General features: G+C 68.0%; 21 protein-coding genes. 11 read left to right on the top strand and 10 right to left on the bottom strand.

What is annotated here, in order from left to right:
- The first annotated feature begins 19 nt into the window (after positions 1 to 19).
- Positions 20 to 1,060: an NAD(P)-dependent alcohol dehydrogenase gene (locus tag ACAM49_RS05620; protein ID WP_369634373.1), complete on the top strand. Its 1,041-nt coding sequence runs from the start codon at positions 20 to 22 to the stop codon at positions 1,058 to 1,060.
- On the opposite strand, the gene ACAM49_RS05615 is transcribed toward ACAM49_RS05620, so the two are convergent.
- Entirely contained in the window at positions 1,061 to 1,993 is a 933-nt protein-coding gene (locus ACAM49_RS05615) for an alpha/beta fold hydrolase (RefSeq protein WP_369634372.1), read from the bottom strand.
- A 73-nt stretch (positions 1,994 to 2,066) separates the two neighbouring features.
- On the opposite strand from ACAM49_RS05615, the gene ACAM49_RS05610 reads away from it, so the two are divergent.
- Positions 2,067 to 2,846 carry a hypothetical protein gene (locus tag ACAM49_RS05610; protein WP_369634371.1) on the top strand — a complete coding sequence of 260 codons (780 nt, stop codon included), beginning with the start codon at positions 2,067 to 2,069 and terminating at the stop codon, positions 2,844 to 2,846.
- Positions 2,847 to 2,855: 9 nt separating this feature from the next.
- Here ACAM49_RS05610 and ACAM49_RS05605 read toward each other — a convergent pair whose 3' ends face one another.
- Positions 2,856 to 3,728 carry a hypothetical protein gene (locus tag ACAM49_RS05605; protein WP_369634370.1) on the bottom strand — a complete coding sequence of 291 codons (873 nt, stop codon included), beginning with the start codon at positions 3,726 to 3,728 and terminating at the stop codon, positions 2,856 to 2,858.
- Positions 3,729 to 4,020: 292 nt separating this feature from the next.
- Here ACAM49_RS05605 and ACAM49_RS05600 point away from each other — a divergent pair, with 292 nt between their 5' ends.
- Both ACAM49_RS05600 and ACAM49_RS05595 read left to right on the top strand, forming a co-directional pair.
- Positions 4,021 to 5,538, top strand: coding sequence for an APC family permease (locus ACAM49_RS05600; protein WP_369634391.1), 1,518 nt, complete (start codon positions 4,021 to 4,023; stop codon positions 5,536 to 5,538).
- 146 nt (positions 5,539 to 5,684) lie between these two features.
- A complete protein-coding gene (locus tag ACAM49_RS05595) occupies positions 5,685 to 5,972 on the top strand; it encodes a hypothetical protein (RefSeq protein ID WP_187703184.1) in 288 nt (95 codons plus the stop codon).
- 49 nt (positions 5,973 to 6,021) lie between these two features.
- Here the strand turns inward: ACAM49_RS05595 and ACAM49_RS05590 are convergent, their stop codons facing one another.
- Positions 6,022 to 6,624, bottom strand: coding sequence for a DUF305 domain-containing protein (locus ACAM49_RS05590; protein WP_369634369.1), 603 nt, complete (start codon positions 6,622 to 6,624; stop codon positions 6,022 to 6,024).
- A gap of 55 nt (positions 6,625 to 6,679) precedes the next feature.
- A complete protein-coding gene (locus ACAM49_RS05585; protein WP_369634368.1) occupies positions 6,680 to 7,099 on the bottom strand; it encodes a DUF6153 family protein in 420 nt (139 codons plus the stop codon).
- 108 nt (positions 7,100 to 7,207) lie between these two features.
- Between ACAM49_RS05585 and ACAM49_RS05580 the strand changes: the two genes are divergently transcribed.
- The 6 genes from ACAM49_RS05580 (at position 7,208) to ACAM49_RS05555 (ending at position 14,548) form a co-directional block, all read left to right on the top strand.
- On the top strand, positions 7,208 to 8,125 hold the full coding sequence (locus ACAM49_RS05580) for a ribonuclease Z (protein ID WP_369634367.1): 918 nt from the start codon (positions 7,208 to 7,210) through the stop codon (positions 8,123 to 8,125).
- Positions 8,126 to 8,171: 46 nt separating this feature from the next.
- The gene (locus ACAM49_RS05575; protein ID WP_369634366.1) at positions 8,172 to 9,848 is read left to right on the top strand and encodes a DUF885 family protein; all 1,677 of its coding nucleotides are present in this window, start codon (positions 8,172 to 8,174) and stop codon (positions 9,846 to 9,848) included.
- Between the two features lie 70 nt (positions 9,849 to 9,918).
- Positions 9,919 to 11,337, top strand: a complete 1,419-nt coding sequence (locus ACAM49_RS05570; RefSeq protein WP_369634365.1) for an MDR family MFS transporter — start codon at positions 9,919 to 9,921, stop codon at positions 11,335 to 11,337.
- A gap of 71 nt (positions 11,338 to 11,408) precedes the next feature.
- Entirely contained in the window at positions 11,409 to 12,554 is a 1,146-nt protein-coding gene (locus tag ACAM49_RS05565) for a class I SAM-dependent methyltransferase (protein WP_369634364.1), read from the top strand.
- A 5-nt stretch (positions 12,555 to 12,559) separates the two neighbouring features.
- Entirely contained in the window at positions 12,560 to 13,495 is a 936-nt protein-coding gene (locus ACAM49_RS05560; RefSeq protein ID WP_369634363.1) for an LLM class F420-dependent oxidoreductase, read from the top strand.
- 159 nt (positions 13,496 to 13,654) lie between these two features.
- Positions 13,655 to 14,548, top strand: a complete 894-nt coding sequence (locus tag ACAM49_RS05555) for a Bax inhibitor-1/YccA family protein (protein ID WP_369634362.1) — start codon at positions 13,655 to 13,657, stop codon at positions 14,546 to 14,548.
- Between the two features lie 78 nt (positions 14,549 to 14,626).
- On the opposite strand, the gene ACAM49_RS05550 is transcribed toward ACAM49_RS05555, so the two are convergent.
- The 5 genes from ACAM49_RS05550 to ACAM49_RS05530 all read right to left on the bottom strand — a co-directional run bounded on the left by ACAM49_RS05550 (position 14,627) and on the right by ACAM49_RS05530 (position 20,355).
- Positions 14,627 to 14,965, bottom strand: coding sequence for a DUF1330 domain-containing protein (locus tag ACAM49_RS05550; protein WP_369634361.1), 339 nt, complete (start codon positions 14,963 to 14,965; stop codon positions 14,627 to 14,629).
- Between the two features lie 66 nt (positions 14,966 to 15,031).
- Positions 15,032 to 15,826 (bottom strand): succinate dehydrogenase/fumarate reductase iron-sulfur subunit, encoded by a 795-nt coding sequence (locus tag ACAM49_RS05545; protein ID WP_369634360.1) that lies wholly within the window; start codon positions 15,824 to 15,826, stop codon positions 15,032 to 15,034.
- A complete protein-coding gene (locus tag ACAM49_RS05540; protein WP_369634359.1) occupies positions 15,823 to 17,733 on the bottom strand; it encodes a fumarate reductase/succinate dehydrogenase flavoprotein subunit in 1,911 nt (636 codons plus the stop codon). Before ACAM49_RS05540 ends, ACAM49_RS05545 begins: the two co-directional genes overlap by 4 nt.
- Positions 17,714 to 18,499, bottom strand: coding sequence for a hypothetical protein (locus tag ACAM49_RS05535; RefSeq protein WP_369634358.1), 786 nt, complete (start codon positions 18,497 to 18,499; stop codon positions 17,714 to 17,716). The genes ACAM49_RS05540 and ACAM49_RS05535 overlap by 20 nt, the downstream gene beginning before the upstream one ends.
- The gene (locus ACAM49_RS05530; protein WP_369634390.1) at positions 18,496 to 20,355 is read right to left on the bottom strand and encodes an aspartate ammonia-lyase; all 1,860 of its coding nucleotides are present in this window, start codon (positions 20,353 to 20,355) and stop codon (positions 18,496 to 18,498) included. The genes ACAM49_RS05535 and ACAM49_RS05530 overlap by 4 nt, the downstream gene beginning before the upstream one ends.
- Before the next feature lie 170 nt (positions 20,356 to 20,525).
- On the opposite strand from ACAM49_RS05530, the gene ACAM49_RS05525 reads away from it, so the two are divergent.
- Positions 20,526 to 21,797: an anaerobic C4-dicarboxylate transporter family protein gene (locus ACAM49_RS05525; protein ID WP_369634357.1), complete on the top strand. Its 1,272-nt coding sequence runs from the start codon at positions 20,526 to 20,528 to the stop codon at positions 21,795 to 21,797.
- Here ACAM49_RS05525 and ACAM49_RS05520 read toward each other — a convergent pair.
- Entirely contained in the window at positions 21,790 to 23,472 is a 1,683-nt protein-coding gene (locus tag ACAM49_RS05520) for a phosphoenolpyruvate--protein phosphotransferase (RefSeq protein ID WP_369634356.1), read from the bottom strand. The two genes, ACAM49_RS05525 and ACAM49_RS05520, sit on opposite strands and share 8 nt — an antisense overlap.
- Between the last annotated feature and the right edge of the window lie 25 nt (positions 23,473 to 23,497).

The raw sequence follows: 23,497 nt of genomic DNA, 5'->3' as shown, positions 1-23,497 counted from the left end.
CGTGAGATAAGGAAGCACGATGCGCGCACTCCAGTGGACCGGCCCGGAAAAGGTGCAGATCAACGACATTCCGGTACCGGAAATCGGACCCACCGATCTGCTCGTCAAGGTCGGCGCCGCGGGCGTCTGCCACTCCGACCTGACCCTGGTCAACTTCCCCATCCAGCTGCGCGAGGACCCGCTGACCCTCGGCCACGAGATCGCGGGCACCATCGAGGCCGTCGGATCGGATGTGAGCGGGCGCGAGGTCGGCGAGCGCGGTGTCGTGTTCCTCTTCTGGACCTGCGGGGTCTGCCGCGAATGCGTGAGCGGCAACGAGAACGTCTGCCTCGCGGCCGGCCGCCTCGCCATGCCGCCCTGCCCGGGACTCACCATGGAAGGCGGCATGTCGGAGTACGTGCGGATCCCGGCCAGCGCGTTCGTGCCGATCGGCGACCTCGACTTCCTGCAGGCCGCACCGGTCGCCGACGCCGCCCTCACCGCCTACCACGCGATCCGCGGCGCGCGAGAAGCGTTGCGGCCCGGCGGAACCGCGGTCGCCATCGGCATCGGCGGGCTCGGGCACGTGGGCGTGCAGATCCTGCACGCCATCTCCGGGGTGCGGGTGATCGCGGTGGATCAGGCCCAGGAGAAGCTGGACCTGGCGGCCGACTGCGGCGCCGAGATCGGCATTCTGTCCGGCCCCGACGCCGCCAAGCAGATCCTCGACCTCACCGACGGGCGCGGCGCCGACGCCGTTTTCGACTTCGCGGGCGTGGACGCCACCGCCAAGCTGGCCTGCGAGACCGTCGCGCCCAATGGCGCCTACCGCATGGTCGGACTCGGTGGCGGCGCACCCGAGATCACCGCCGGACCCGCGGGCGGACCCGGCTGGCCCTGGGGCGCGTCGGTGCGAAAGTCGTTGGGCGGCACCCGCAGTGACCTGCACGACTGCGTCGCGCTCGCGCAGGCGGGCAAGCTGCACATGGAGGTCGAACGCTTCGACCTGGCCGACGGGCCGGAGGCCTTCCGTCGCCTGGACGCGGGCCACATCCGGGGGCGCGCGGTCCTCGTTCCCTGATCAGGCCGGGCCGGGATCTACCTCGCCGAGGAACTTCGCGACCCGCGCCGCGATCTCGTCCGGGAACTCGCCATTGATGGCGTGCGAGGCCTCCGGCCACACCTCGAACTGCCCGCCGGGCACCAGCTTTCGCGCCCGCGCGGCCATCTTCTTCGCGTTGTGCACGATGCTGCGCCCCGCGAAGATGCCGAGATACGGCATGCCGAGCACCGAAAGCTGTTCCTTGGCAGGCTGTTTCGTCATCGGCAGGTAGGCCGCGAAATCCTTCATGCCCGAGGCGATCAGCCTGCCCTCGGGCAGATCCTCGGGTGCGGACACCCCGCCGGAGATCCAGCTCAGCAACTTGTTGCGCCACTTCTCCGGCATCCCCGGCAGCACCGAACCCAGCGATACCAGGATCATCTTCCAGGTCACGCCGCCGAACACGAACGGCGCGTCCAGCGTGATCAGCGAAGCCACCCGCTCCGGATGCCGCACGGCCAGATTCACCGCCGACCACCCGCCGATCGATACCCCCAGCACATGAACCGGCCGAGATTCCAACTCCGCCAACGCTTCCGACAGCCAGGTGGCCTGATCCGCGTCATCGGTCAACGGCTTGGACTGCACGCTCAGCCCCGGCTCACCCAGCAGATCCAGCGTGATCACCGGCCGCACCGCCAGCAAACCCGGCAGATTCGCCGCCCACATCGGCGTCGCGGCCTGCCGCCCGGGCAGCAGCACCAGCGGCGTCGCCTCCCCCTCCCCGAACCGATACGCCCGCACGGTCCCGAAACTGGTTGCCACATCGAGCGTTTCACGCACCGGCGGCAGGTTCTCGAACCCGTCCCGATACGCCGCCGCATACCGCCGATACCCCGCCGTCTCGCGGAAGTACCCGACCCGCCTGCCCTTGAACTTCGGCCCCACGTTGCTCTCGGGAAACTCGACCATGCCTCCAGGCTAATCCGCCGCGCCGACATCCAAATCCACCGGAGTGACCGGCCGCCGCGCTAATCTCCGCGGCATGGGCCGATATTGGCCGACAGCGGCCGTCGCACTGGGTGTATTGATCACCGCCGCCTGCGGGCACAGCGACAATGCCCACGGCGATTCGACGACTACACCCGCGGCGTCCACCGCGGCAGCACCGACCTCGGCGGCGGACCCCGCGGGCCTGCCGCTGTGCACCAACGTGCGCACCGAGGGCGACCCGCCGCCGGACTGTCGCCTGGTATCGCGCGACCGGGCCGGGCTCACGTTCGTGGTGCGCCACCGGGTACCGACGCCCACCCCGGGGGCGTACCGCCAGCGGGCGGACGTCACCATCGAGGTGATCGGCCGCGATGGCGCTGTGCGGCAGACGCTTTCCGAGCCGGGGACCCAGACCTTCGGTGAACCCCAGTTGGCGCAGCTCGCCGCCGACGATCGCGACCAACTGGTGGTTCCGCTCTCGATCGCCGCCAATGGGAACGCGACCCTGGCCGTCTATCGCGCGACCGATTCCGACCCGGACTTCGTGCGCGCCGGGGAGATCGGCGGATTGTTCGGGGTGAACCGCTCGACGAACGGCTACATCGTCGGCTCGTCAAAGAGCGGTCCCGCCGACAAATACCTCGACTTCTGGCGATTCGACGGTTCTACGCTGGCGCCGGTCGCCGCGATCATCGAGACCTACAAGGCGGACGGCAGCTCCACCTGCAAGGCCAATGATGAAGGGAATCATCCGAATTCGGGGATGAGTGCCGACGAGGTGGCCCGGAAGTTCTGCGGCGAGAAGTACGCCCGCGCCGAGCCGGTGCACTGATCTACCGCCCTACTGCAACCCGGTGATGCGGCGTTGGAGCCAGCGGCGGGATTCGGCGTCCCGGGCGTGCAGCAGGATCTTGCGGCGGGCGGTGGGGGAGAGCGCCGACAGCAGGCGGGCCAGGCGTTTTCGGGTGTCCCAGCTGAGCAGGTAGCGGACCGCGCCGGCGGTGGCGGTGTCGTCGGCCAGGTCGACGGCGCGGGCGAAGTCGGGTCCGGTTTCCAGGTCGAGGAATTGGGCCGGGATGCGTTCGTGGGTGGGGTGGCCGGAGTAGGCGCCGGTGCCCGCGGCGAACCAGGTGCACAGGCGCAGGATTCGGTCCACCGGATTCGGGTAAGCCGCCAACAGTAGGGCGCGGACCTCGGACACCTGGGGTTCGGTGAGGCCGCCGCCCGTGGTGGAAGTATCGAGGAAGAGGCTGGCGTAGGGGATGAGGGGTTCGGGGATCTCGGCCACCCACAGTCGCGCGGTGCGGTCGCTCTCGGCCTGGCGCTGCTCGGCCGCGCGGTACTCGCGCAGCGGGCCCGAGACCCCGCGCACGGCAAGCCATTCCAGGGGGCGGACGCCGTCGGCCAGCAGCGCGTCCTGCGGCCAGCCCTCCCAGCGGATCGAATACCCGTGGTGCAGCGTCACGGTCGTGAGGACGCGGTCCTGCGCGCCGAGGAAATCCAGGGTCACATCGCCCCAGCACATGCACACGAATCCGGGTAGGTCCGCCACGGCGAGCGCGTCCCGCAGCGCCCGCACGGCAATCGGGTCGCGCTCCTCCAGCAGGACCGGCGCGGGCCCGGGCATCTCGCGGACCCGGACGCCGTGCGCGTGCGCCAGCACCCGATCCAGCGCGCCGCGATCACCGCCGGCGGACGCTCCCCCGAAAGCCATACGGAAACACTAATCCGACCCGCCGGTCCCCGGCGTGGCGTCGCCGCGGCGCGCGGACGCGTTTCCGGTGTCCAGAAGGTTGCTGAACTGGTACGTACCACCTGGTGATACGGTTCCGTGTGACGCCGACAACTCGGACCCCCATCGGGGTCCGATCGCAGTGACGGGGCTGGAACCAGCGAGTCTTTCTGCAGGCCACCAGCGAAAGTGCACCAACCGGGAGCTGGACTGTGGCTGACCGGTGAAAACTGCATTGTTGCCGAGAAAGCCAGATATAGGAGAGACCGTGGCGATATCGGACTCCCAGCGGGACGCTTCCGGTCCCGCTGCCCCGCGCACCACCGGACTGTTCCGCACCAAGAGCGTCGAACAGTCGATCCGGGACACCGACGATCCCGATGCCAAGCTCCGCAAGGACCTGACCTCCTGGGACCTCACGGTCTTCGGCGTCGCGGTCGTGGTCGGCGCGGGCATCTTCACCCTCACCGCGCGTACCGCGGGCAACATGGCCGGACCCGCGGTCTCGCTGGCCTTCGTGTTCGCCGCGGTGGCCTGCGGCCTGGCCGCGCTCTGCTACGCCGAATTCGCCTCGACCGTGCCGGTCGCGGGTAGCGCGTACACCTTCTCCTACGCCACCTTCGGCGAGGTCATCGCCTGGATCATCGGCTGGGACCTGATCCTGGAATTCGCGCTCGGCACCTCGGTCGTGGCCAAGGGCTGGTCGCAGTACCTGGGCGTGGTCATGGGCGGTCGCCAGCCGATCTGGCACTTCGGATCGGTCAAGTTCGACTGGGGCGCGGTCGTGCTGATCGCCATCCTGGGCGTGCTGCTGGCGCTGGGCACCAAGCTGTCCTCGCGGGTGTCGGCCGTGGCGGTGGCCATCAAGCTGGCCGTCATCGCGTTGGTGGTCGTGGTCGGCGCCACCTACTTCAAGGCCTCGAACCTGAAGCCGTTCATTCCGGAATCGGTCCCCAATGCCGACTCCGGCGGTGCGGGCAAGCTGCACCAGACCCTGTTCCAGCTGGTCACCGGCGGCGGCAACAGCCACTTCGGCTGGTACGGCCTGCTGGCCGCGGCCTCCATCGTGTTCTTCGCCTTCATCGGCTTCGACGTGGTCGCCACCGCGGCCGAGGAGACCAAGAACCCGCAGCGCAATGTGCCGCGCGGCATCCTGGGCTCGCTGGCCATCGTGACCGTGCTGTACGTGGCGGTGTCGCTGGTGCTCACCGGCATGGTGTCCTACAAGGACCTGCAGGGCGACGACGCCACGCTCGCAACGGCTTTCGCGCTGCACGGGGTGACCTGGGCCAAGAACCTCATCTCCATCGGCGCGCTGGCCGGTCTGACCACCGTCGTCATGGTGCTGTTCCTGGGGCAGACCCGCGTGCTGTTCGCCATGTCCCGCGACGGGCTGATGCCGCGCCAACTGGCGCACACCGGATCCAAGGGCACGCCGGTGCGGATCACCGCCATCGTCGGCGTCATCTGCGCGCTGCTGGCCGGGTTCGTGGACTTCGGCACGCTCGAGGAGATGGTCAATATCGGCACGCTGTTCGCGTTCGTGCTGGTGTCCATCGGCGTGATCGTGCTGCGCAAGTCGCGTCCGGATCTGCCGCGCGGCTTCCGGGTGCCGCTGGTGCCGTTCATCCCGATCCTGTCGGTGATCGCGTGCGCGTGGCTGATGTTCAACCTGTCGGTGGAGACCTGGCTGCGGTTCGTCATCTGGATGGCGATCGGCATGGTCGTGTACTTCGTCTACGGTCGCCGGCACTCGCTGCTGGCGCTCCGGGGAGACAAAACCGGTAGCTGATCGGCTGCTCGAGTTCGGTGCTGGTGGTGTGTCGTCGCGATGACACCCCGTGGAATGCGGTTCAATTGCTCTGAATAGTGAGAGTTGTGCCACTTGATCCGCCCATCAGCACCGTTCCAGCATCCCGAGAGGAACCGATCGTGAGCATGCTCCTCGCAGTGCATGACGCCTACAACACGGTTGTCGCGCAGATCGGCAACCCGACTCCGGAGACGCCGCCGGTGGCGGACAAGCTGATGAAGCTGGTCCGCTACTTCACCTGGTTCACCATGCTGTCGGGGGTAACGGCCATCACCTACGGTGGCGGCCGGTTCGCCTGGGAGAAGTGGAGCGGCGGCGGGCTCGAATCACCGAAGATGGTGGCGGGAGCCATGATCGGCGGCGCGACCGCCACCAGCGCGGGCACGATCATGAATGCCGTGATCGGCAGCTGATTTACGAGACGGGTGCGCCGGAAACCGGCGCACCCGTTCGCGTTTCGGCTCAGCTCTGGCCGAGCATGCCGTTCATCTGATCGATTTCCTGCTGCTGCGCGGTCACGATGGACTGCGCCAGGGCCTTCGCGTCGGCGTTGGTGCCCTGCTTCAGTTCGGTGTTCGCCATGTCGATCGCGCCCTTGTGGTGCTCGATCATCATCTGCATCCACTGCTTGTCGAAGTCCGTGCCGGACAGGGATTCCAGCTTGGACATTTGATCCTTGGTCATCATGCCGGGCATGTCGTGATTCATTCCGGTCATCGGCGCGGGCTTACCGAAACTCGCCAGCAGCGTGGTGATCTGCTGCATCTCCGGGGCCTGCGCCTGTTCGACCGCCGTGGCGAGGGTGATCAGCCGCTGGTTCTGGGAGCGGCTCGGGACCAGCTTCGCCATCTCCACGGCTTGGGCGTGATGGGGATACATCATGTCCAGGAAGGTGATGTCGGCGTTGTTGAAATCGGTCCGGGTTGCCGGCTGCGCCGACGTGCTGGACTTGCCGTGATCCATGCCGGGCATGCTGCCGTCGTCGCTGCTGCTACAGCCCGCGGCCAGCAGGGCGGTGGCGGAGGTGGCGGCGATCAGGGCGAGTTTGATACGGGTGCTGAACATGCTTGTACTCCTTGGGGATTGCTGAGGTTTCGTGAAATGGGCATGGGGGTGCCCATCAGATCCGCAGAATCGCCAATTCGGCCAAGGAGAGGACCGTCCACGGTGGGGGACGGGCCCGGTGTACACGCTGATGGAACAGCTTCGAGGTGGCCGCATCGCGACGGCCGATTCCGACCCAGGCGAGCAAGGCCAAGCCGAGTGCGAGCAGTAGTCCGGTGAGCACGAACAGACAGCCGTGCATTCCGGCGTGCCCGTTGTCGCAGTCGCCGCCGCAGCCGGGCATCGACATGTCATGACTCTGGTCCGGCGCCATCGCGGCCGGAGCGGCCATCGCGTGCGCCGCATGCGTGCCGTGGCCGGAATCCTCGTGGCTCATGCCCACGACCAGCGCGTGCATGGCCACGATCCCGGCCATGAGCGCGAGCAGCCCGAACGCCCGGATGAACCGGGTGCCGCGCAGCTGCTGTTCGACCACGGTGGACATCCTACCCGGCCGCCTCGGATACCCCCTGTCGGTATTTGCCGCGGACGCGCCCGGCTCGCCACCGCGAGGATCACCCACCCGGGCGGTAGCCTGGCGGCCGTGTCACAGCGCGAACTGGTCATTCTGGGAACGGCCAGCCAAGTCCCGACCAAGCAGCGCAATCACAACGGCTATCTCTTGCGCTGGGATCGGGAGGGGCTGCTGTTCGACCCGGGGGAGGGCACCCAGCGGCAGATGAGTTTCGCGGGCGTGGCCGCCAGCGGGATCACCCGCATCTGCATCACCCACTTCCACGGCGACCACTGTTTCGGCCTGCCCGGGGTGCTCGGCCGCATCAGTCTCGACGGCGCGCTGCATCCGGTGGACGTCTACTTCCCGGCCTCGGGGGAGGTCTACTACGAGCGGCTCATCGACTCCTCGGCACACAATCGCCAGGTCGAGCTGGAACCGCATCCGATCACCGATAATGGCGAATTGCCGCCGCCCGGAGCCGATTTCACGCTGCGCGCGGCGCGGTTGTCGCATCCGGTGGAGACCTTCGGCTACCGCCTCGACGAACCCGACAGCCGCCGCTTCGTGCCCGAGCGGCTGCGGGAACTGGGGCTGTCCGGTCCGCTGGTCGGCGAATTGCAGCGCCGCGGCGAGGTCGAATTCGGCGGCCGCACCGTCACTCTCGACGAGGTGAGCGAGGCGCGGCCCGGTCAGAGCTTCGCGTTCGTCATGGACACCCGCCTCTGCGACGGCGTCTACGAGCTCGCGCAGGATGTCGACATGCTGGTCATCGAATCCACCTTCATCGACGAGGACGAGAAGCTGGCCGTCGAATACGGCCATCTCACCGCGGGCCAGGCGGGCCGGGTCGCCGCCCGGGCGGGCGTGCGCACGCTGGTCCTCACCCACTACTCGCAGCGCTACCGCACCCTCGACCAGCATTTGGCCGACGCCAAAGCACAATTCGACGGCGAGATCGTGGTGGCCGAGGATCTCATGCGCATCCCGGTTCCGCCCCGCCGCTGAGCCGCTTCACCCGGATGGCCGCGCCCGGACGGGCATGATGGTCGGCATGGACGCGCACGAGGAACTCATCGCACTCGCCGACCGCTACTGGGACGCCATGATGGAGTCCGCGCCGAGTGAGGCGACGCTGTTGGGGGACAGGCGATTCGACGATCGGATCGAGGATCTGTCGCTGCAGGCCGAGGAGGGTCTGCTGGGGACATGGCGGGGGTTGCTCGCCGAGGTGGAACGGCTCGACCCGGCGCGGCTGAGCGAGGAGGACCGCACCACCCGCAGCCTGCTGCACACCGAATTGGCCTCCGCCGTCTCGTATCTGGAGTGGCGGCCGATCGAGATGGCCTCCGACCAGATGACCGGCGTGCACGCCGGGATGCTGACCGCGGCGCCCCAGGTGAACGCGCCCGAACCGGAGCACGCGCGGAAACTGGTGGAGCGCTACCGGCAGTTCGGCACGCTGATGAATCAGGCCGTCGAACGCTTCCGCGCCGGTCTGGCGGCCGGGCGCACGCCCGCGCACATCACCATCGCGCGCTCGCTCAATCAACTCGACGGCTACCTGGCTTCCGACTTGAAGGACGACCCGTTCGCCACCATGTCCGGCCCGGCCGATTGGGACGGCGAGACCGCTTGGCGCGCTGAACTGTCCGAGGTCGCCCGCGACGTCATCCGCCCCGCCTTCGCCGCCTACCGCGAGGTGCTGGCCGCCGAACTCGAGCCCGCCGCCCGCCCCGACGACAAGCCCGGCCTGTGCTGGCTCGGCGACGACGGCGCCGACATCTACGGGCGCCTGCTGCGCCGCCACACCACCCTCCCCGACCTCGGCGCGGACGAGATCCACCAGCTGGGCCTGGACGAATTGGCCAAGCTGCGCGCCGAATACCAGGAGATCGGCGGCCGCCACTTCGGCCTCACCGACCAGACCGCCATCTTCGCCCGGCTGCGCGAGGACACCGCCCTGCGCTACGCCGAGGGCGAGGAGATCATGGCCGACGCCCGCGCCTGCCTGGCCGCCGCCCAGGCCGAGATGGGCAACTGGTTCGGCCGCCTGCCCCGCGAGGCCTGCGGCATCTTTCCGGTCCCCGACTTCCTGGCCGCCGACGCACCCGCCGCCTACTACTTCCCGCCCGCCGCCGACGGAACCCGCCCCGGCGCGTACTACGTCAACCTGCGCGAGCCCAAGACCCGCAACCGCTACGAGACCGCGGCGGTCGCCTACCACGAGGCCATTCCCGGCCACCACCTGCAGCTGACCATTGCCAATGAGCTGGACCATCTGCCCCGCTTCCAGCGAATGTCGTTCTCCAACACCGCCTTCGTCGAGGGCTGGGCCCTCTACACCGAACGCCTCGCCGACGAAATGGGCCTGTACCCCGACGATCTCACCCGAATCGGCATGCTCGCCGCCGACTCGTGGCGCTCCTGCCGCCTGGTCGTGGACACCGGCCTGCACGCCAAGGGCTGGACCCGCCAGCAGGCCATCGACTTCATGTACGCGAGCGTCCCGGTCGGCCTCGAAGAGATCCGAGCCGAAATCGACCGCTACATCGCCATGCCCGGCCAGGCCGTCGCCTACAAGGTCGGCCAACTCGAAATCCGCCGCCAGCGCGCGCAGGTCACCGAGCGTCTCGGAACCGCCTTCGACATCAAGTCCTTCCACGACAAGATCCTCGGCTCCGGCTCCGTCAGCCTGCCCGTCCTCCGCGATCTGGCGGCATCGCTGTAGCCGGTGGAATAGCGGCCCCTCCCGTGTGTTCGACTCATCTAGTGAGTTGGGCTAACGAGAGGGGTCGCCGGTGACGGCTACGGATGTGAAGTCGTCCATTGGTCTCAGGTCCGAGCGCGGGCCGATTCTGGTGGCGATCATGCTGTCGACCTCGCTGGTTGCGTTGGATTCCACCATCATTGCGACCGCGGTGCTCACCATTACCGATCAGCTCGGTGGGTTCGCGCAGTTCCCATGGCTTTTCAGTATTTATCTGCTGGCGCAGGCGGTGACCGTGCCGATCTACGGAAAGCTCGCCGACATGGTCGGGCGGAAGCCGGTGATGCTGTTCGGGATCGGGGTGTTCGCGCTCGGGTCGCTGCTGTGCGGGCTGGCCACCAGCATGATCGGTTTGATCGTGTTCCGGGCGGTGCAGGGGATCGGGGCCGGAGCGGTCAGCCCGATGTCGATGACCATCGCAGGGGATATCTACACCGTGCAGGAGCGGGCCAAGGTGCAGGCGTATCTGGCCAGCGTGTGGGCCGCGTCGTCGGTGCTGGGGCCGCTGTTGGGCGGGGTGTTCTCCGAATATGTCAGCTGGCGTTGGATTTTCCTGATCAACCTGCCGCTGGCGGCGCTGGCCGGGTGGATGATCCTGCGGAAGTTCACCGAATGCACTCCGCGGCAGAGCCATCGGATCGACTACCTGGGCGCGGGGCTGCTCACCGTCGGGGCGGGCGCGCTGATTCTGGCGCTGCTGGAGGGCGGGCAGGCGTGGGCGTGGACCTCGCCTGCGAGTCTGGCGCTGTTCATCGGCGGCGGCCTCGTGCTGATCGCGTTCGGGCTGGTGGCGCGGCGGGCCGCGAATCCGATTCTGCCGCTGTGGGTTTTCACCCGGCGCATCGTGGTGGCCAGCAGCCTGGCCTCGCTGCTGGTGGGCGCGATCCTGCTGGGCCTCACCTCGTATGTGCCGACCTTCGCGCAGGGCGTGCTCGGCAGCGGGGCGCTGATCGCGGGTCTCACCGTGGGCGCGCTGACGCTGGGCTGGCCGGTGTCGGCGTCGCAGGCCGGAAAGGTGTACCTGCGCATCGGTTTCCGCGCCACCGCCGTGATCGGGAGTGTGCTGGCGGTGGTCGGCGCGGGCTCGCTGCTGCTGGTAGACGCGCATTCGAGCCTGCTGCGGGTGGCGATCGGCTGTTTCATCGTCGGGATGGGTATGGGCCTGGTGGCCAGCCCCACCCTGATCGCCGCGCAGGCCAGCGCCGAATGGTCCGAGCGCGGCGTGGTGACCGCGACCAATATGTTCACGCGCTCGCTGGGCAGCGCGGTCGGGGTGGCGGTGTTCGGCGCACTGGTCAACGCCCGCCTCGGCGACGTCGACCATCCGGCCGCCGCCGATCTCGCGCCCGCCGTGCATCTGGTCTTCCTCGGGGTGGCCGCCATGACGGTGGTCCTCATCGGCGCGTCCGCGGTCATGCCGCACCGCGGCGACGGCGGTGCGGCAAATTAATTCAATTCCGCGAAAATCGGATCGGCCGAGCCGAATGGAGTGGTGCGGCAATGATCTAGCACACTGTAGGTGTGGTTGAGGTCGAGGACGTATTGCGCCGGCTGCGGCGGTATCCAGATGTAGAAGCGGTGAACCTGTACGCGGTCGATGCCGCGGACCGGTTCATGCTGGATGTCGCCGCGGATTCGCTGGCAGGCGCCGACGGCCGGGTCGCGGTGATCGATGACGGCTACGGCGCACTGACTCTCGGCGCCATCGCCGCACACGATCTGCGCGGGGTTCGGGTGCATCAGGATTTACTGACCGGTGAATTGGCCCTCGCCAACAATGCCCGAATTGTCGGATTTTCTGATCGATTCACCACCCACGAATTGGGTCCGGAATTGCTCGGCGACGTGCGCGTGGTGCTGTGGCGGCTGCCGCGCGCCCTGTCCGGCCTCGCCGAGACCGCCGAGGCCATCGCCCGCTACGCCGCCCCCGAGGTCGAGGTCTTCGCGGGCGGCCGCGACAAATACCTGACCCCCGCCATGAACGAGGTGCTCGCCGAATCCTTCGGCTCGGTGCGCGCCAGCCGCGGCCGCCAGAAGTCCCGCATCCTGCTGGCCTCGGACCCGAAACCGATTGGTGAGCCCCGCTTCCCGGTCCGCAACCGGCTCGACGACCGCGACCTCGAGGTGGTCGCCCACGGGGCCGCCTTCTCCGGCCCGCGCCTGGATATCGGCACCCGCTTCCTGCTCGATTACCTGAAGCGTATGAAGCCCGATGCCCGTGACGCCATCGATCTGGGTTGCGGCACCGGCATTCTCGCGGTGGCCCTGGCCAAAGCCCGTCCCGGCCTGCGCGTCACCGCGACCGACCAGTCCGCCGCCGCGGTGGCCTCCACCCGCGCCACCGTCGCCGCCAATGGCGTGGCCGACCAGGTGACCGTGCTCCAGGACGACGCCATGTCCTCGGCTCCCGACAACAGCGCCGATCTGGTCCTGTGCAATCCGCCCTTCCACGTCGGCGCGGCCGTGCACACCGGTTCGGCCATCAAGATGTTCCAGCAGACCGGCCGCGTCCTGCGACCCGGCGGCGAACTCTGGACGGTCTACAACACGCACCTCAACTACCGGGGCGTCATGGAGCGCATGGTCGGCAAAACCGATGTGATGGGCCGCAATCGCAAGTTCACTGTGACCCGCTCGGTGCGCGGTCTGCACGACGCCGAACAATAGGACGCATGGGACGAATTGATCTTCGAGTCTTCACCGAACCCCAGCAGGGCGCGTCCTACGACACCCTGCGCACCGTCGCCAAGACCGCCGAGGACCTCGGCTACGACGCCTTCTTCCGTTCCGACCACTACCTGAAGATGGGCGACGCGGACGGCCTGCCCGGCCCGACCGACGCCTGGATCACCCTGGCCGGGCTGGCCCGCGAGACCCGCCGCATCCGCCTGGGCACCCTGGTCACCTCCGCCACCTTCCGCCACCCGGGCGTGCTGGCCATCGAGGTGGCCCAGGTCGACGCCATGTCCGGCGGCCGCGTCGAATTCGGTTTCGGCGCGGGCTGGTTCGAGGCCGAGCACAAGGCCTACGGCATTCCGTTCCCGGCCGAGAAGTTCCCGCGCTTCGAGGAGCAGCTGGCCATCGTCACCGGCCTGTGGCGGACGCCGGTCGGCGAGACGTTCTCCTTCGACGGCGAGCACTACACGCTGCAGGATTCCCCGGCGCTGCCCAAGCCCGCGCAGGAGCGGATGCCGGTCATCATCGGCGGCATGGGCGCCAAGCGCACCCCGCGCCTGGCCGCGAAGTACGCCACCGAGTTCAATGTGCCGTTCCAGTCGGCCGAGGCCAGCGCCGAGCAGTTCGAGCGAGTTCGCAAGGCCGCCAAGGACGCCGGTCGCGACCCGCAGGACATCACCTTCTCCAACGCGCTGGTCGCCTGTGTCGGCGCGAACGATGCCGAGGTGGCCAAGCGCGCGGCGGCCATCGGCCGCGAGGTGGACGAGCTGAAGGCCAACGGCCTGGCGGGCAGCCCGGACGAGGTGGTCGACAAGATCGGCCGCTACGCCGAGATCGCCGGTACCAGCCGCGTCTACCTGCAGCTGCTGGACCTGTCGGACCTGGATCATCTCGAGCTCATCGCCCATCGCGTGATGAGTCAGCTGGGCTGACGCACCGGCGAGCGGACGGCGCGTTCAGTAAAGCTCAGGTAAAGTCTGTTCAGTCCGATCTATGGGGGTTCGGGAACTATCCGGCCCCCATCACACGTTGGACGAGTAGCTTCACAGGCCACGACCTACGTGAGCCGCGACTCCAGAAAGGGACGCACAGTGCGCTCCACATCCAACCCGGTTTTCCGGAACTTGCAGCCGCAGCAGGGTGGCTACGCCGGCTTCGGTCAGGCACCTGGAGCCGGTCAGTACGCCAACGACCCGTACGGTCAGCAGGCCTCGCAGTATCAGTACGGCCAGCAGCCGCCGCAGTACCCGGGCGGCTACCAGCAGCCCTACCAGCCGGCGGTGCCGACCACCCGCCCGATGACCATCGACGATGTCGTCCAGAAGACCGGCATCACCCTCGGTGTCACCATTCTGGGCGCGATCGTGTCCTACGCGCTGACCGCGGGCAACCACGGCCTCGCGCTGCCGTTCGTGCTGGTCGGCGGTCTCGGCGGCTTCGTGCTGGCGATGATCATGACCTTCGGCCGCAAGCAGGACAACCCGGCGCTGGTGCTCAGCTACGCGGCGCTGGAAGGCCTGATGCTGGGCGCGTTCTCGTTCCTGTTCACCAATGTCGCCTTCGGCGGCGTGGGCGGTTCGGGTCTCATCGCGCAGGCCGTGCTCGGCACCTTCGGTGTCTTCTTCGGCATGCTCGTGGTCTACAAGACCGGCGCGATCCGCGTCACCCCGCGCCTGACCCGCATGGTCGTCGGCGCCATGATCGGCGTGCTGGTGCTCATGCTCGGCAACGCGGTCGCCGCGATCTTCACCTCGGGCGGCTTCGGCCTGCGCGACGGCGGCCCGCTGGCGATCGTCTTCAGCCTCGTGGTCATCGCTGTCGCGGCCTTCAGCTTCCTGCTGGACTTCGACGCCGCCGATCAGCTCATCCGGGCCCAGGCTCCGGAGAAGGCGGCCTGGGGCGTGGCGTTCGGCCTGACCGTCACCCTGGTCTGGCTGTACCTCGAGATCCTGCGCCTGCTGAGCTACTTCCAGGGCGATAGGTAACCTCCCGAACCCCAAATGAATGGGCGGGCATCGGATTCCGATGCCCGCCCATTGCTTTGTAGCCAAGCCTGAGAGCAATCAATCGCTACTCACCACCTCCTTCAGGACGTCGGTGGCGACGTGATCCTCACCGCAGAAGGGGGCGAGGGTCGCGACGCTGGAACAGTTGTTCAGCCGCAGCGGCAGGATCTCCTGGTATGCGGCCGAGTCGTACCAGTCGTTGACGGCCTGGTAGTCCGGGAATTCGATGACGATCGCGATCGCGCTCTCCGGCCCCTCGCCGCGGCGCTGCGGGTTGCCGTGGACCAGGAACTTCCCGCCGAACGGGGCGAGGGTTCCGTCGATGCGCTCCAGGTATTCGACGATCTCGGCATTGACGTCGACATCCCACAGGTGGGCGATTGCGTAAGCGGGCATTTCGAGCTCCTCTTCCGGAATTGCTGTGCTGCCCTCGATATTTCCGGCTGCCGGGAACGAAGTCGATTACCTCTCTGGTAATACCGTGCCCGGAATATGCTTCGCCTCCAGGTGCTCACGGCGCAGCAGCTTGCTGCCCAGCCACACCAGCGGATCGTATTTCCGGGAAATGACCTGCTCCTTCAGGGGAATCAGGGCATTGTCGGTGATCTTGATGTGCTCGGGGCAGACCTCGGTGCAGCACTTGGTGATATTGCAGTAGCCCAGTCCCAGATCGTCCTGCGCCAGCTTGCGGCGGTCCAGGACGTCGGCGGGATGCATCTGCAATTCCGCCACCCGCATGAGGAAACGCGGACCGGCGAAGGCGGTCATGTTCTCCTCGTGGTCACGAATGGCGTGACAGGTGTTCTGGCACAGGAAGCATTCGATGCATTTGCGGAATTCCTGGCTGCGTTGCACGTCCTCCTGCATCATCCGGTATTCGCCGGGTCGCATGCCCGCTTCGGGCTGGAACGGCGGCACCTCGCGCGCCTTGATGTAGTTGAACGACACATCGGTCACCAGATCGCGGATCACCGGGAAGGCGCGCAGCGGGGTGATGGTGATGGCATCGCCCACCACCGCCTGCGCCGCCTGGCTCATGCACATGAGCTTGGGGAAGCCGTTGATCTCCGCCGAGCAGGAGCCGCACTTGCCCGCCTTGCAGTTCCAGCGCACCGACAGATCCGGGCACTGGGTGGCCTGCAGCCGGTGCACGACGTCGAGCACGACCTCGCCCTCGCTCACCTCGACCTGATAGTCCTCGAGCGCGCCGCGCCCGCCGTCGCCGCGCCAAACCCGCACGGTCACTGTCTTTTTCATCGGGACGCTCCCACACCCAGCTGGGCCAGTTCGGATTCGGTGAAGTACTTGCGCAGCTCGTCCGGCTCGAACAGCGCCACCAGGTCCGCGCGCATGGGCGGCATGATCCGCCGCGACAGGTGCACGCGGCCGTCGAAGTCGCGGCAGGTCAGCACGACGCCGCGCCAGGACGGATCCATGGCGGGGAAGTCGCCGCGGGTGTGTCCGCCGCGAGATTCGTTGCGTTCCAGGGCCGATCGCGCCACGCATTCGGCGATGAGGGCCATATTGCGCAGGTCGAAGGTGAGGTGCCAGCCGGTGTGGTACAGCCGATCACCGGTCACCCCAACGTGTTCCGCGCGCTGACGCAGTAGCTCCAGCTCGCCGAGCGCCTTGGCGAGCTCGTCGCCATCGCGGACGATGCCGACCAGTTCGGTCATCACCCGCTGCAGGGCCTGATGCACCTCGTAGGGGTTCTCACCGTCCTCGCGCTCGTACGGTGCGAGGGCCTCCGCGAGCGCCTCCTCGACGGCGTTCCCGTGCACGACCGGTCTGGAATCGCCCAGGGTTTGCAGGTATTCGTGGGCTCCCGCTCCGGCGCGGGCGCCGAAGATGAACAGGTCGGACAGCGAATTGCCGCCGAGCCGGTTGGAACCGTGCATGCCGCTGGCGCACTCCCCGGCCGCGAAGAGTCCGGGCAGGGTGGTGGCGGTGGTGTCGGGGTCGACGCGCATGCCACCCATGACGTAGTGCGCGGTCGGCCCGACCTCCATCGGCTCCTCGGTGATGTCGACCCCGGCCAGCTCCGCGAACTGATGGTGCATGGCGGGCAGCCGCCGACGGATCTCCTCGGGCGACATGCGGGTGGAGACATCGAGGAAGACACCGCCGTGCGGCGACCCCCGGCCCGCCTTCACCTCCGAGTTGATGGCCCGCGCCACCTCGTCGCGCGGCAGCAATTCCGGTGGCCGCCGGTTGTTCTCGGGATCGGTGTACCAGCGGTCGGCCTCCTCCTCGGTCTCGGCGTATATCGACCGGAACACCTCGGGGACGTAGTCGAACATGAAGCGCCGGCCCTCGCTGTTGCGCAGCACGCCGCCGTCGCCACGCACGCCCTCGGTGACCAGCACGCCGCGCACCGACGGCGGCCACACCATGCCGGTGGGGTGGAACTGGATGAACTCCATGTTCACCAGTTCCGCGCCCGCGCGCAGGGCCAGGGCGTGGCCGTCGGCGGTGTAGTCCCAGGAGTTCGAGGTGACCGTGTACATCTTGCCCAGCCCGCCGGTCGCCAGAATGACCGTCGGCGCGGCCAGCACCACGAAATCGCCTGTCTGCCTGACGTATCCGAACGCACCGGAGATCCGGCCGTCATCGGTGAGCAGGCGGGTGATGGTGGTCTCGTCGAACACCTTCAGCATGGCCTCGGGATCGCCGTACTCCTCGGCGTCGGCGCGCTGCAGCGCGACCAGGCGCTGCTGCAGGGTGCGGATCACCTCGAGCCCGGTGCGGTCGCCGACATGCGCCAGCCGCGGGTACTCGTGGCCGCCGAAGTTGCGCTGGGAGATCAGGCCGTCCTTGGTGCGGTCGAACAGCGCACCCCAGTGCTCGAGCTCCCAGATGCGGGTGGGCGCCTCCTTGGCGTGCAATTCGGCCATCCGCCAGTCGTTCAGGAATTTTCCGCCCCGCATCGTGTCGCGGAAATGCACCTGCCAGTTGTCTTTCGGATTGCCATTGCCCATGGCCGCGGCGGCGCCGCCCTCGGCCATGACCGTATGCGCCTTGCCGAGCAGGGTTTTGGTGATGACGGCGGTCTTGAGACCGCGGCTGCGGGCCTCGATGGCCGCGCGCAGGCCCGCACCGCCCGCGCCGATCACCACCACGTCGTAGTCGTGGTGAATCGGCTGGTCAGAAGAATCGAAGATCACCGATGACTCCCATCGAGAGCAGGCGGACGTAGACGTCCGTGAACGCCACCCAGATCAGCGAGATCCACGCCATGCGCTGGTGGTGCGGGTTGATCCGGCTCACCCAGGTCCACAGCCGGTACCGGATCGGATGGTTGGAGAAGTGCTTGAGCCGGCCGCCGATGGCGTGGCGGCAGGCGTGGCAGGACAGGGTGTACATCCACAGCAGCGCGGCGTTCACGATCAGCACGACCGTGCCCAATCCCATGTGGCCCCAACGACCGTCGTAATCGCGGAAGGCGATCACGGCGTCGTAGGTCAGCACCACGTTCAACAGTGCTGCCAGCCAGAAGAAGTACCGGTGCATGTTCTGGATGAACACGAGCGGGAACTTCGATTCGCCGGTGTACTTCTTGTGCGGTTCGCTCACCGCGCACGCCGTCGGCGACTGCCAGAAGGCCCGGTAGTAGGCCTTGCGGTAGTAGTAGCAGGTGAACCGGAATCCCATGGGAATCCAGATGATCAGGATCGACGGGGTGATCCAGGCGGGCCAGCTCACCCAGCCCCAGCCGTGCATGCCGACATCGGTGAGGTTGGGAGAGTAGAACGGCGACAGGTACGGGCCGGACGCGTAGTGGTCGTTGGCCAGGATGACGTAGGCCGCGTAGACGATGAACGCCGTCAGGATCGAGGCCGTCACGATCGGCTGCGCCAGCCAATTGTCCAGTCGCAGTGTGCGTTGCGGAATCTGTGCGCGGGTCCGTTCCCGCTCCGGTGCGGCCGTCACAGCAGCGTGCGGGCCCGCGGGGCCGTCATCTTCTCCGGGCTCAGCAGCTCGTCCAGGGCCTCCTGGGTGAGCGCGCCGCGCTGGAGCACCAGGTCGTAGACGCTGCCGCCGGTCCGCAACGCCTCCTTGGCGATCGAGGCCGCCTCCTCATAGCCCAGCGCGGGGACGAGCGCGGTGACCAGGCCGATGCTGTTGTTGACCAGTTCCTTGCAGCGCTCGCGGTTGGCGGTGATGCCGGTGATGCAGCGGTTGGTCAGCGTCACGGCGGCATTGCGCAGCATGAGCGTGCCCATGAGCAGGTCGTAGGCCATGATCGGCTCGGCCATGTTCAGCTCCAGCTGGCTGGCCTCCGCCGCCATGGTGACGGTCATGTCGTAGCCAATGAGCTGGAAGCAGACCTGCGAAACCACCTCGGGGATAACCGGATTCACCTTGCCGGGCATGATCGACGAACCCGGCTGCATGGCGGGCAGATTGATCTCCGCCAGCCCCGCGCGCGGACCCATCGACAGCAGGCGCAGGTCATTGCAGATCTTCGACAGCTGCACCGCGGCGCGCTTCATGGTGGCCGAGACCGCCACGAAATCACCCGAATCCTGGGTGGCCTCAACCAGATCCACGGCCGGGCGGATGGGCAGGCCGGTCACGATGGCCAGCTTGTTCGCGCAGAGCTCGGCGTAGCCGGGCGGGCTGGTGATGCCGGTGCCGATGGCGGTGGCACCCATGTTGGTGACGAGCAGGTCCTCGGAAATGCGCTTCAGATGCGCGATGGCCTCGCCGACCATGACGCCGTACGCGCCGAACTCCTGGCCCAGGGTCATCGGGACGGCGTCCTGCAGCTGGGTGCGGCCCATCTTGATGACGTCGCTGAACTCGGCGGCCTTGGCCTGCAAGGCTTTCTGCAGCTCCGCCATGGCCTCGGCGGCGTCCTGGAGCGAGAGGTACACGCCCAGCTTCACCGCGGTCGGGTAGACGTCATTGGTCGACTGCGAGCAGTTCACATCGTCGTTCGGGTGCAGGAACTGGTACTGGCCCTTGCCGTGTCCCATGATCTCGAGGCCGCGATTGGCGATCACCTCGTTGGCGTTCATATTGGTCGAGGTGCCCGCGCCGCCCTGCACCATGTCGACGATGAAGTCACCGTGCAGTTTTCCGGCCAGGATCTCGTCGCAGGCCAGCGTGATGGCCTCCGCCTTCTCGACATCCAGTGCGCCGAGCTCGTAATTGGCCAGCGCGGCAGCCTTTTTCACGTAGGCCAGCGCATCCACCAGATGCCCGAATTTGCGCAGCTTGATGCCCGAGATCTGGAAGTTCTCGATGGCGCGCAGGGTCTGCACGCCGTAGTACGCCTCGGCCGGGACCTCCCGCTCGCCGAGCGAATCATGTTCGCGCCGAATGCCTCCCACCGCGTGCTGGGACACCACGGCCTCGGCCAGCCGGCTCGACACCGCCTGCAGCCGCGCGGCCACCAGCTGGGCGACGCGGGCCACGATGCGGTGATAACGCTCGGGCTCCCGGGCCGACAGCTCCTCGATGGCCTCGCGGGTGACGAGCAGGATGGTCGCGCCGCCGGTGGTGCGGGCGGTGGCCATGTGCGTGCCACCGTCCAGCAACGTCATCTCCGCGATCATGCCGCCCGCGCGGACGGTGCCGAGCGCGGTCTCGTGCCCGGCCAGTCCGGTGACCATCTCGATCCGGCCGTTCAGGACGATGCCGAACCAGTCGCGCGGCGTGGACTCGTGGAAAAGCACTGCGCCCGCGGGGTATTCGCGGTACTGGGCGACGGCGGTGAGGGCCTGTAGGTCCTGCACGCCGATTCCGGTGGCGATCGAGGTGGCCTCGATCATGTCTTGCATGGTGTCCACGTTGACTCCTGGATCGGTGGGGCTAGTCTTCTCAACGGGAGCGAACCGTCAGCAAAATTATTGATCAGATAGATCTGTCATAGCGAGTCAGAGGCCGATAGTCAGGGCATTTGTCCTGGGACTCATGACGATGACAGATAAGTACCGAGGCGGTTTCTCCGATGATTCAGATGCTTCTCGAGTTAGCGGTGGTGCTCGCCGCGATCCTGATCGGATCGCGCGTGGGCGGCATCGGACTCGGTGTATGGGGTGCGGTGGGCGTGGTCGCGCTCGCCAGTGTGTTTCGGGTCGCACCCACGTCACCACCGGTCGACGTGCTGCTCATCATCCTGGCGGTGGTGGTCGCGGCGGCCACCATGGAGGCGGCGGGCGGCGTGGATTACATGGTCCGCATCGCCGAACGCTTGATTCGCAAGAACCCCAAGCGCATTACCTTTGTCGCGCCCGTGGTGGTGTTTCTGTTCACGGTCGGCGCGGGCACCGGCCACCTGCTCTATCCGCTGCTGCCGGTGATCCACGAGGTGGCGCGTGAGGGCGGCGTGCGACCGGAACGGCCGATCTCCATGTCCGCCATCGCAAGTCAATCCGCTATCTGCGCCAGCCCGGTCTCGGCCGCCATGGCCGCCACGGTCGTGGTGCTCGGGCCCGACGGCTGGAGCATGGTGAAGATCCTGGCCGTGACCGTCCCGTCGGTGCTGATCGGCCTGATCGCGGGCTCGCTCTCGGTCTGCCGTCGCGGTAAGGATCTTCCGCCGGTCGATACGGACAAGGTCGAGCGTCCCGAATTGCCGCGTACCGCAAAGCTTTCCGCGCTCATCTTCCTGCTCGGCGTGCTTGCCGTGGTGATCTCGGGCGCGTTCCCGGACCTGCGTCCCCCGGGTGCGGACGGCAAGGCGCTGAGCATGCCCGAAACCATCGAGGTGCTGATGCTCTCGACCTCGGCGGTCATCATGCTGGTCTGCAAGGTCTCGGCCCCGAAGATTCCGGGCACGCCGGTGGCCAAGGCGGGCCTGGTGGCCCTGGTCGGCGTCTTCGGATTGGCCTGGCTCGGTGACAGTTTCATCAAATCCAACCAGGACATGATCGTGGGCAACCTGGGCGATCTGGCCAAGCAGCACACCTGGCTCTTCGCGGTGGTCCTCGCCCTGGTCTCGGCGCTGGTGCTGAGCCAGGCCTCGGCCACCAAGATCATGCTGCCGCTCGGCCTGGCCCTGGGGATCTCGGCGCCGCACCTGGTCGCGATGCTTCCGGCGTTGTGCGCGCTGTTCATCCTGCCGGTCTACCCGACCAGCATCGCGGCGGTGAACTTCGACCTCTCCGGCACAACGAAATTCGGCAAACTGGTGCTGAACCACAGCTTCATGCTGCCGGGCCTCGTCACCACCGCCGTGGCCGTGGCCGTGGGGTATCCGCTTGCCGCACTGGTCAGCTGAGGATTCGCGCCGCCGCCTCGCGGGCCGATCGCGGATCGGTCGTGGTCAGCACGGCCGCGGCGGCGCGGCGGCAATCCGCCATGGTGACGGCTGCCAGTCGCGCCCCTACCGCGGGCACCGCCGGGGCCGCCGCGGACAGGGACGTGACGCCGAAACCGGCCAGGACACAGGCCAACAGCGGATCGGCGGCGGCCTCACCGCACACGCCCACCGGCTTGCCGAGCCGCTGTCCGGCCGCGGCGGTCGCCGCCACCAGACGCAGCACCGCGGGCTGCCACGGATCGGTGAGGGCGGCCAGCTGCGGGGACATGCGGTCGGCGGCCATGGTGTACTGCGCCAGATCATTGGTGCCGATCGAGACGAAGTCGACGTGCTCGAGGATCGCCGCGGCCAGCAGAGCGGCGGCCGGAACCTCGATCATGACGCCGGGCACCAGGCCCCGGGCGCGGACCCGCGCGCCGAACGACTTCGCCTCCGCCGCAGTGGAAATCATGGGCGCCATCACCCACGGGGCGTGGCGGCGGCCCTGCGCGGCGGCGACCACGGCATCGAGCTGGCGGTCCAGGATGCCGGTGTCGCGCGCGGTGATTCGGATGCCGCGCACGCCGAGTGCCGGATTCGGTTCGTCGGCGTGCGGGGCGAAGCGCAAGGGCTTGTCGGACCCGGCGTCGAGGGTGCGCACGACCACCTTGGCGTCCGGGTAGGCATCGAGGACCTCCGCGTAGAGCGCGGCCTGTTCGGCGATCGTGGGCTCGGATTCCCGGTCCAGGAAACACAATTCGGTGCGGAACAGGCCGACTCCCTCGGCCGGGCCGCCGCTCGCGGCGCGGGCTCCGGCGCCGTCCTGCACATTGGCGAGCACCTCGACGCGATGGCCGTCGGCGGTGGCGCCCGGCCCGGTCCAGCCCGCGGCCCGCTCGGCCGCCGCGCGGTAGCCGGTGAGGGCCGTGGCGATGGCCTCGGGTTCGGGGCAGACCAGGACGCGGCCGGCCGCGCCGTCGAGCAGGAGGTCGGTTCCGGCCGCTACCTCGTCGAGGCCCTCGACCCCGACCGCGCAGGGAATCCCGAGCTGGCGGGCGATGATGGCGGTGTGGCTGGTCGGCCCGCCGAGCGACATGGCCAGGCCGACAATGAGATTCGGGTCCAGCCCGGCCGTGTCGGCGGGTGCCAGATCGGTGGCGAGCAGGATCGAAGGCCGTGCCGGAGTGGGGATTCCGGGCTCCGGCGCGCCCAGCAATTCGGCCACGATCCGGTCGCACACGTCCCGCAGGTCCGTCACCCGCTCGGCCATCAGTCCGCCCAGGCCGGTGAACATGGTCGTGAACCGCTCGGTCGCGGCCAGCGCCGCGGCGACCGCGGAGTCGCCCTCGGCGATGGATTGCTCCGTGACGGCCAGCCACCCCGGATCGGCCGCCATGGCCGCGTTCGCCGACAGCACCTCGGCGGCCGCGCCGGTCGTGCTCGCCGCGCGCTCCCGCAATCGCTGCGCGACGGCCGCCGCGGCCCCCCGCAGGGCCTCCGACTCCGATGCCCGATCGGGCACTGATGTGTGGGTTTCGGTGTCGATGCGGACCCTGGGCACCGGCCGGATCGCCGGGGCGGCGACCACGCCGGGCACCGCGGGAGTGCCGTTGAGCACGGTCGATACGGCATTCTCCGAGAGTGATCGCGTCATGAAACTTCTCCTCCGACTGTGACCC

This window comes from Nocardia sp. JMUB6875, from assembly GCF_041154655.1.
GTDB lineage: Bacteria > Actinomycetota > Actinomycetes > Mycobacteriales > Mycobacteriaceae > Nocardia.
This window is presented reverse-complemented; position numbering and strand designations above follow the sequence as displayed.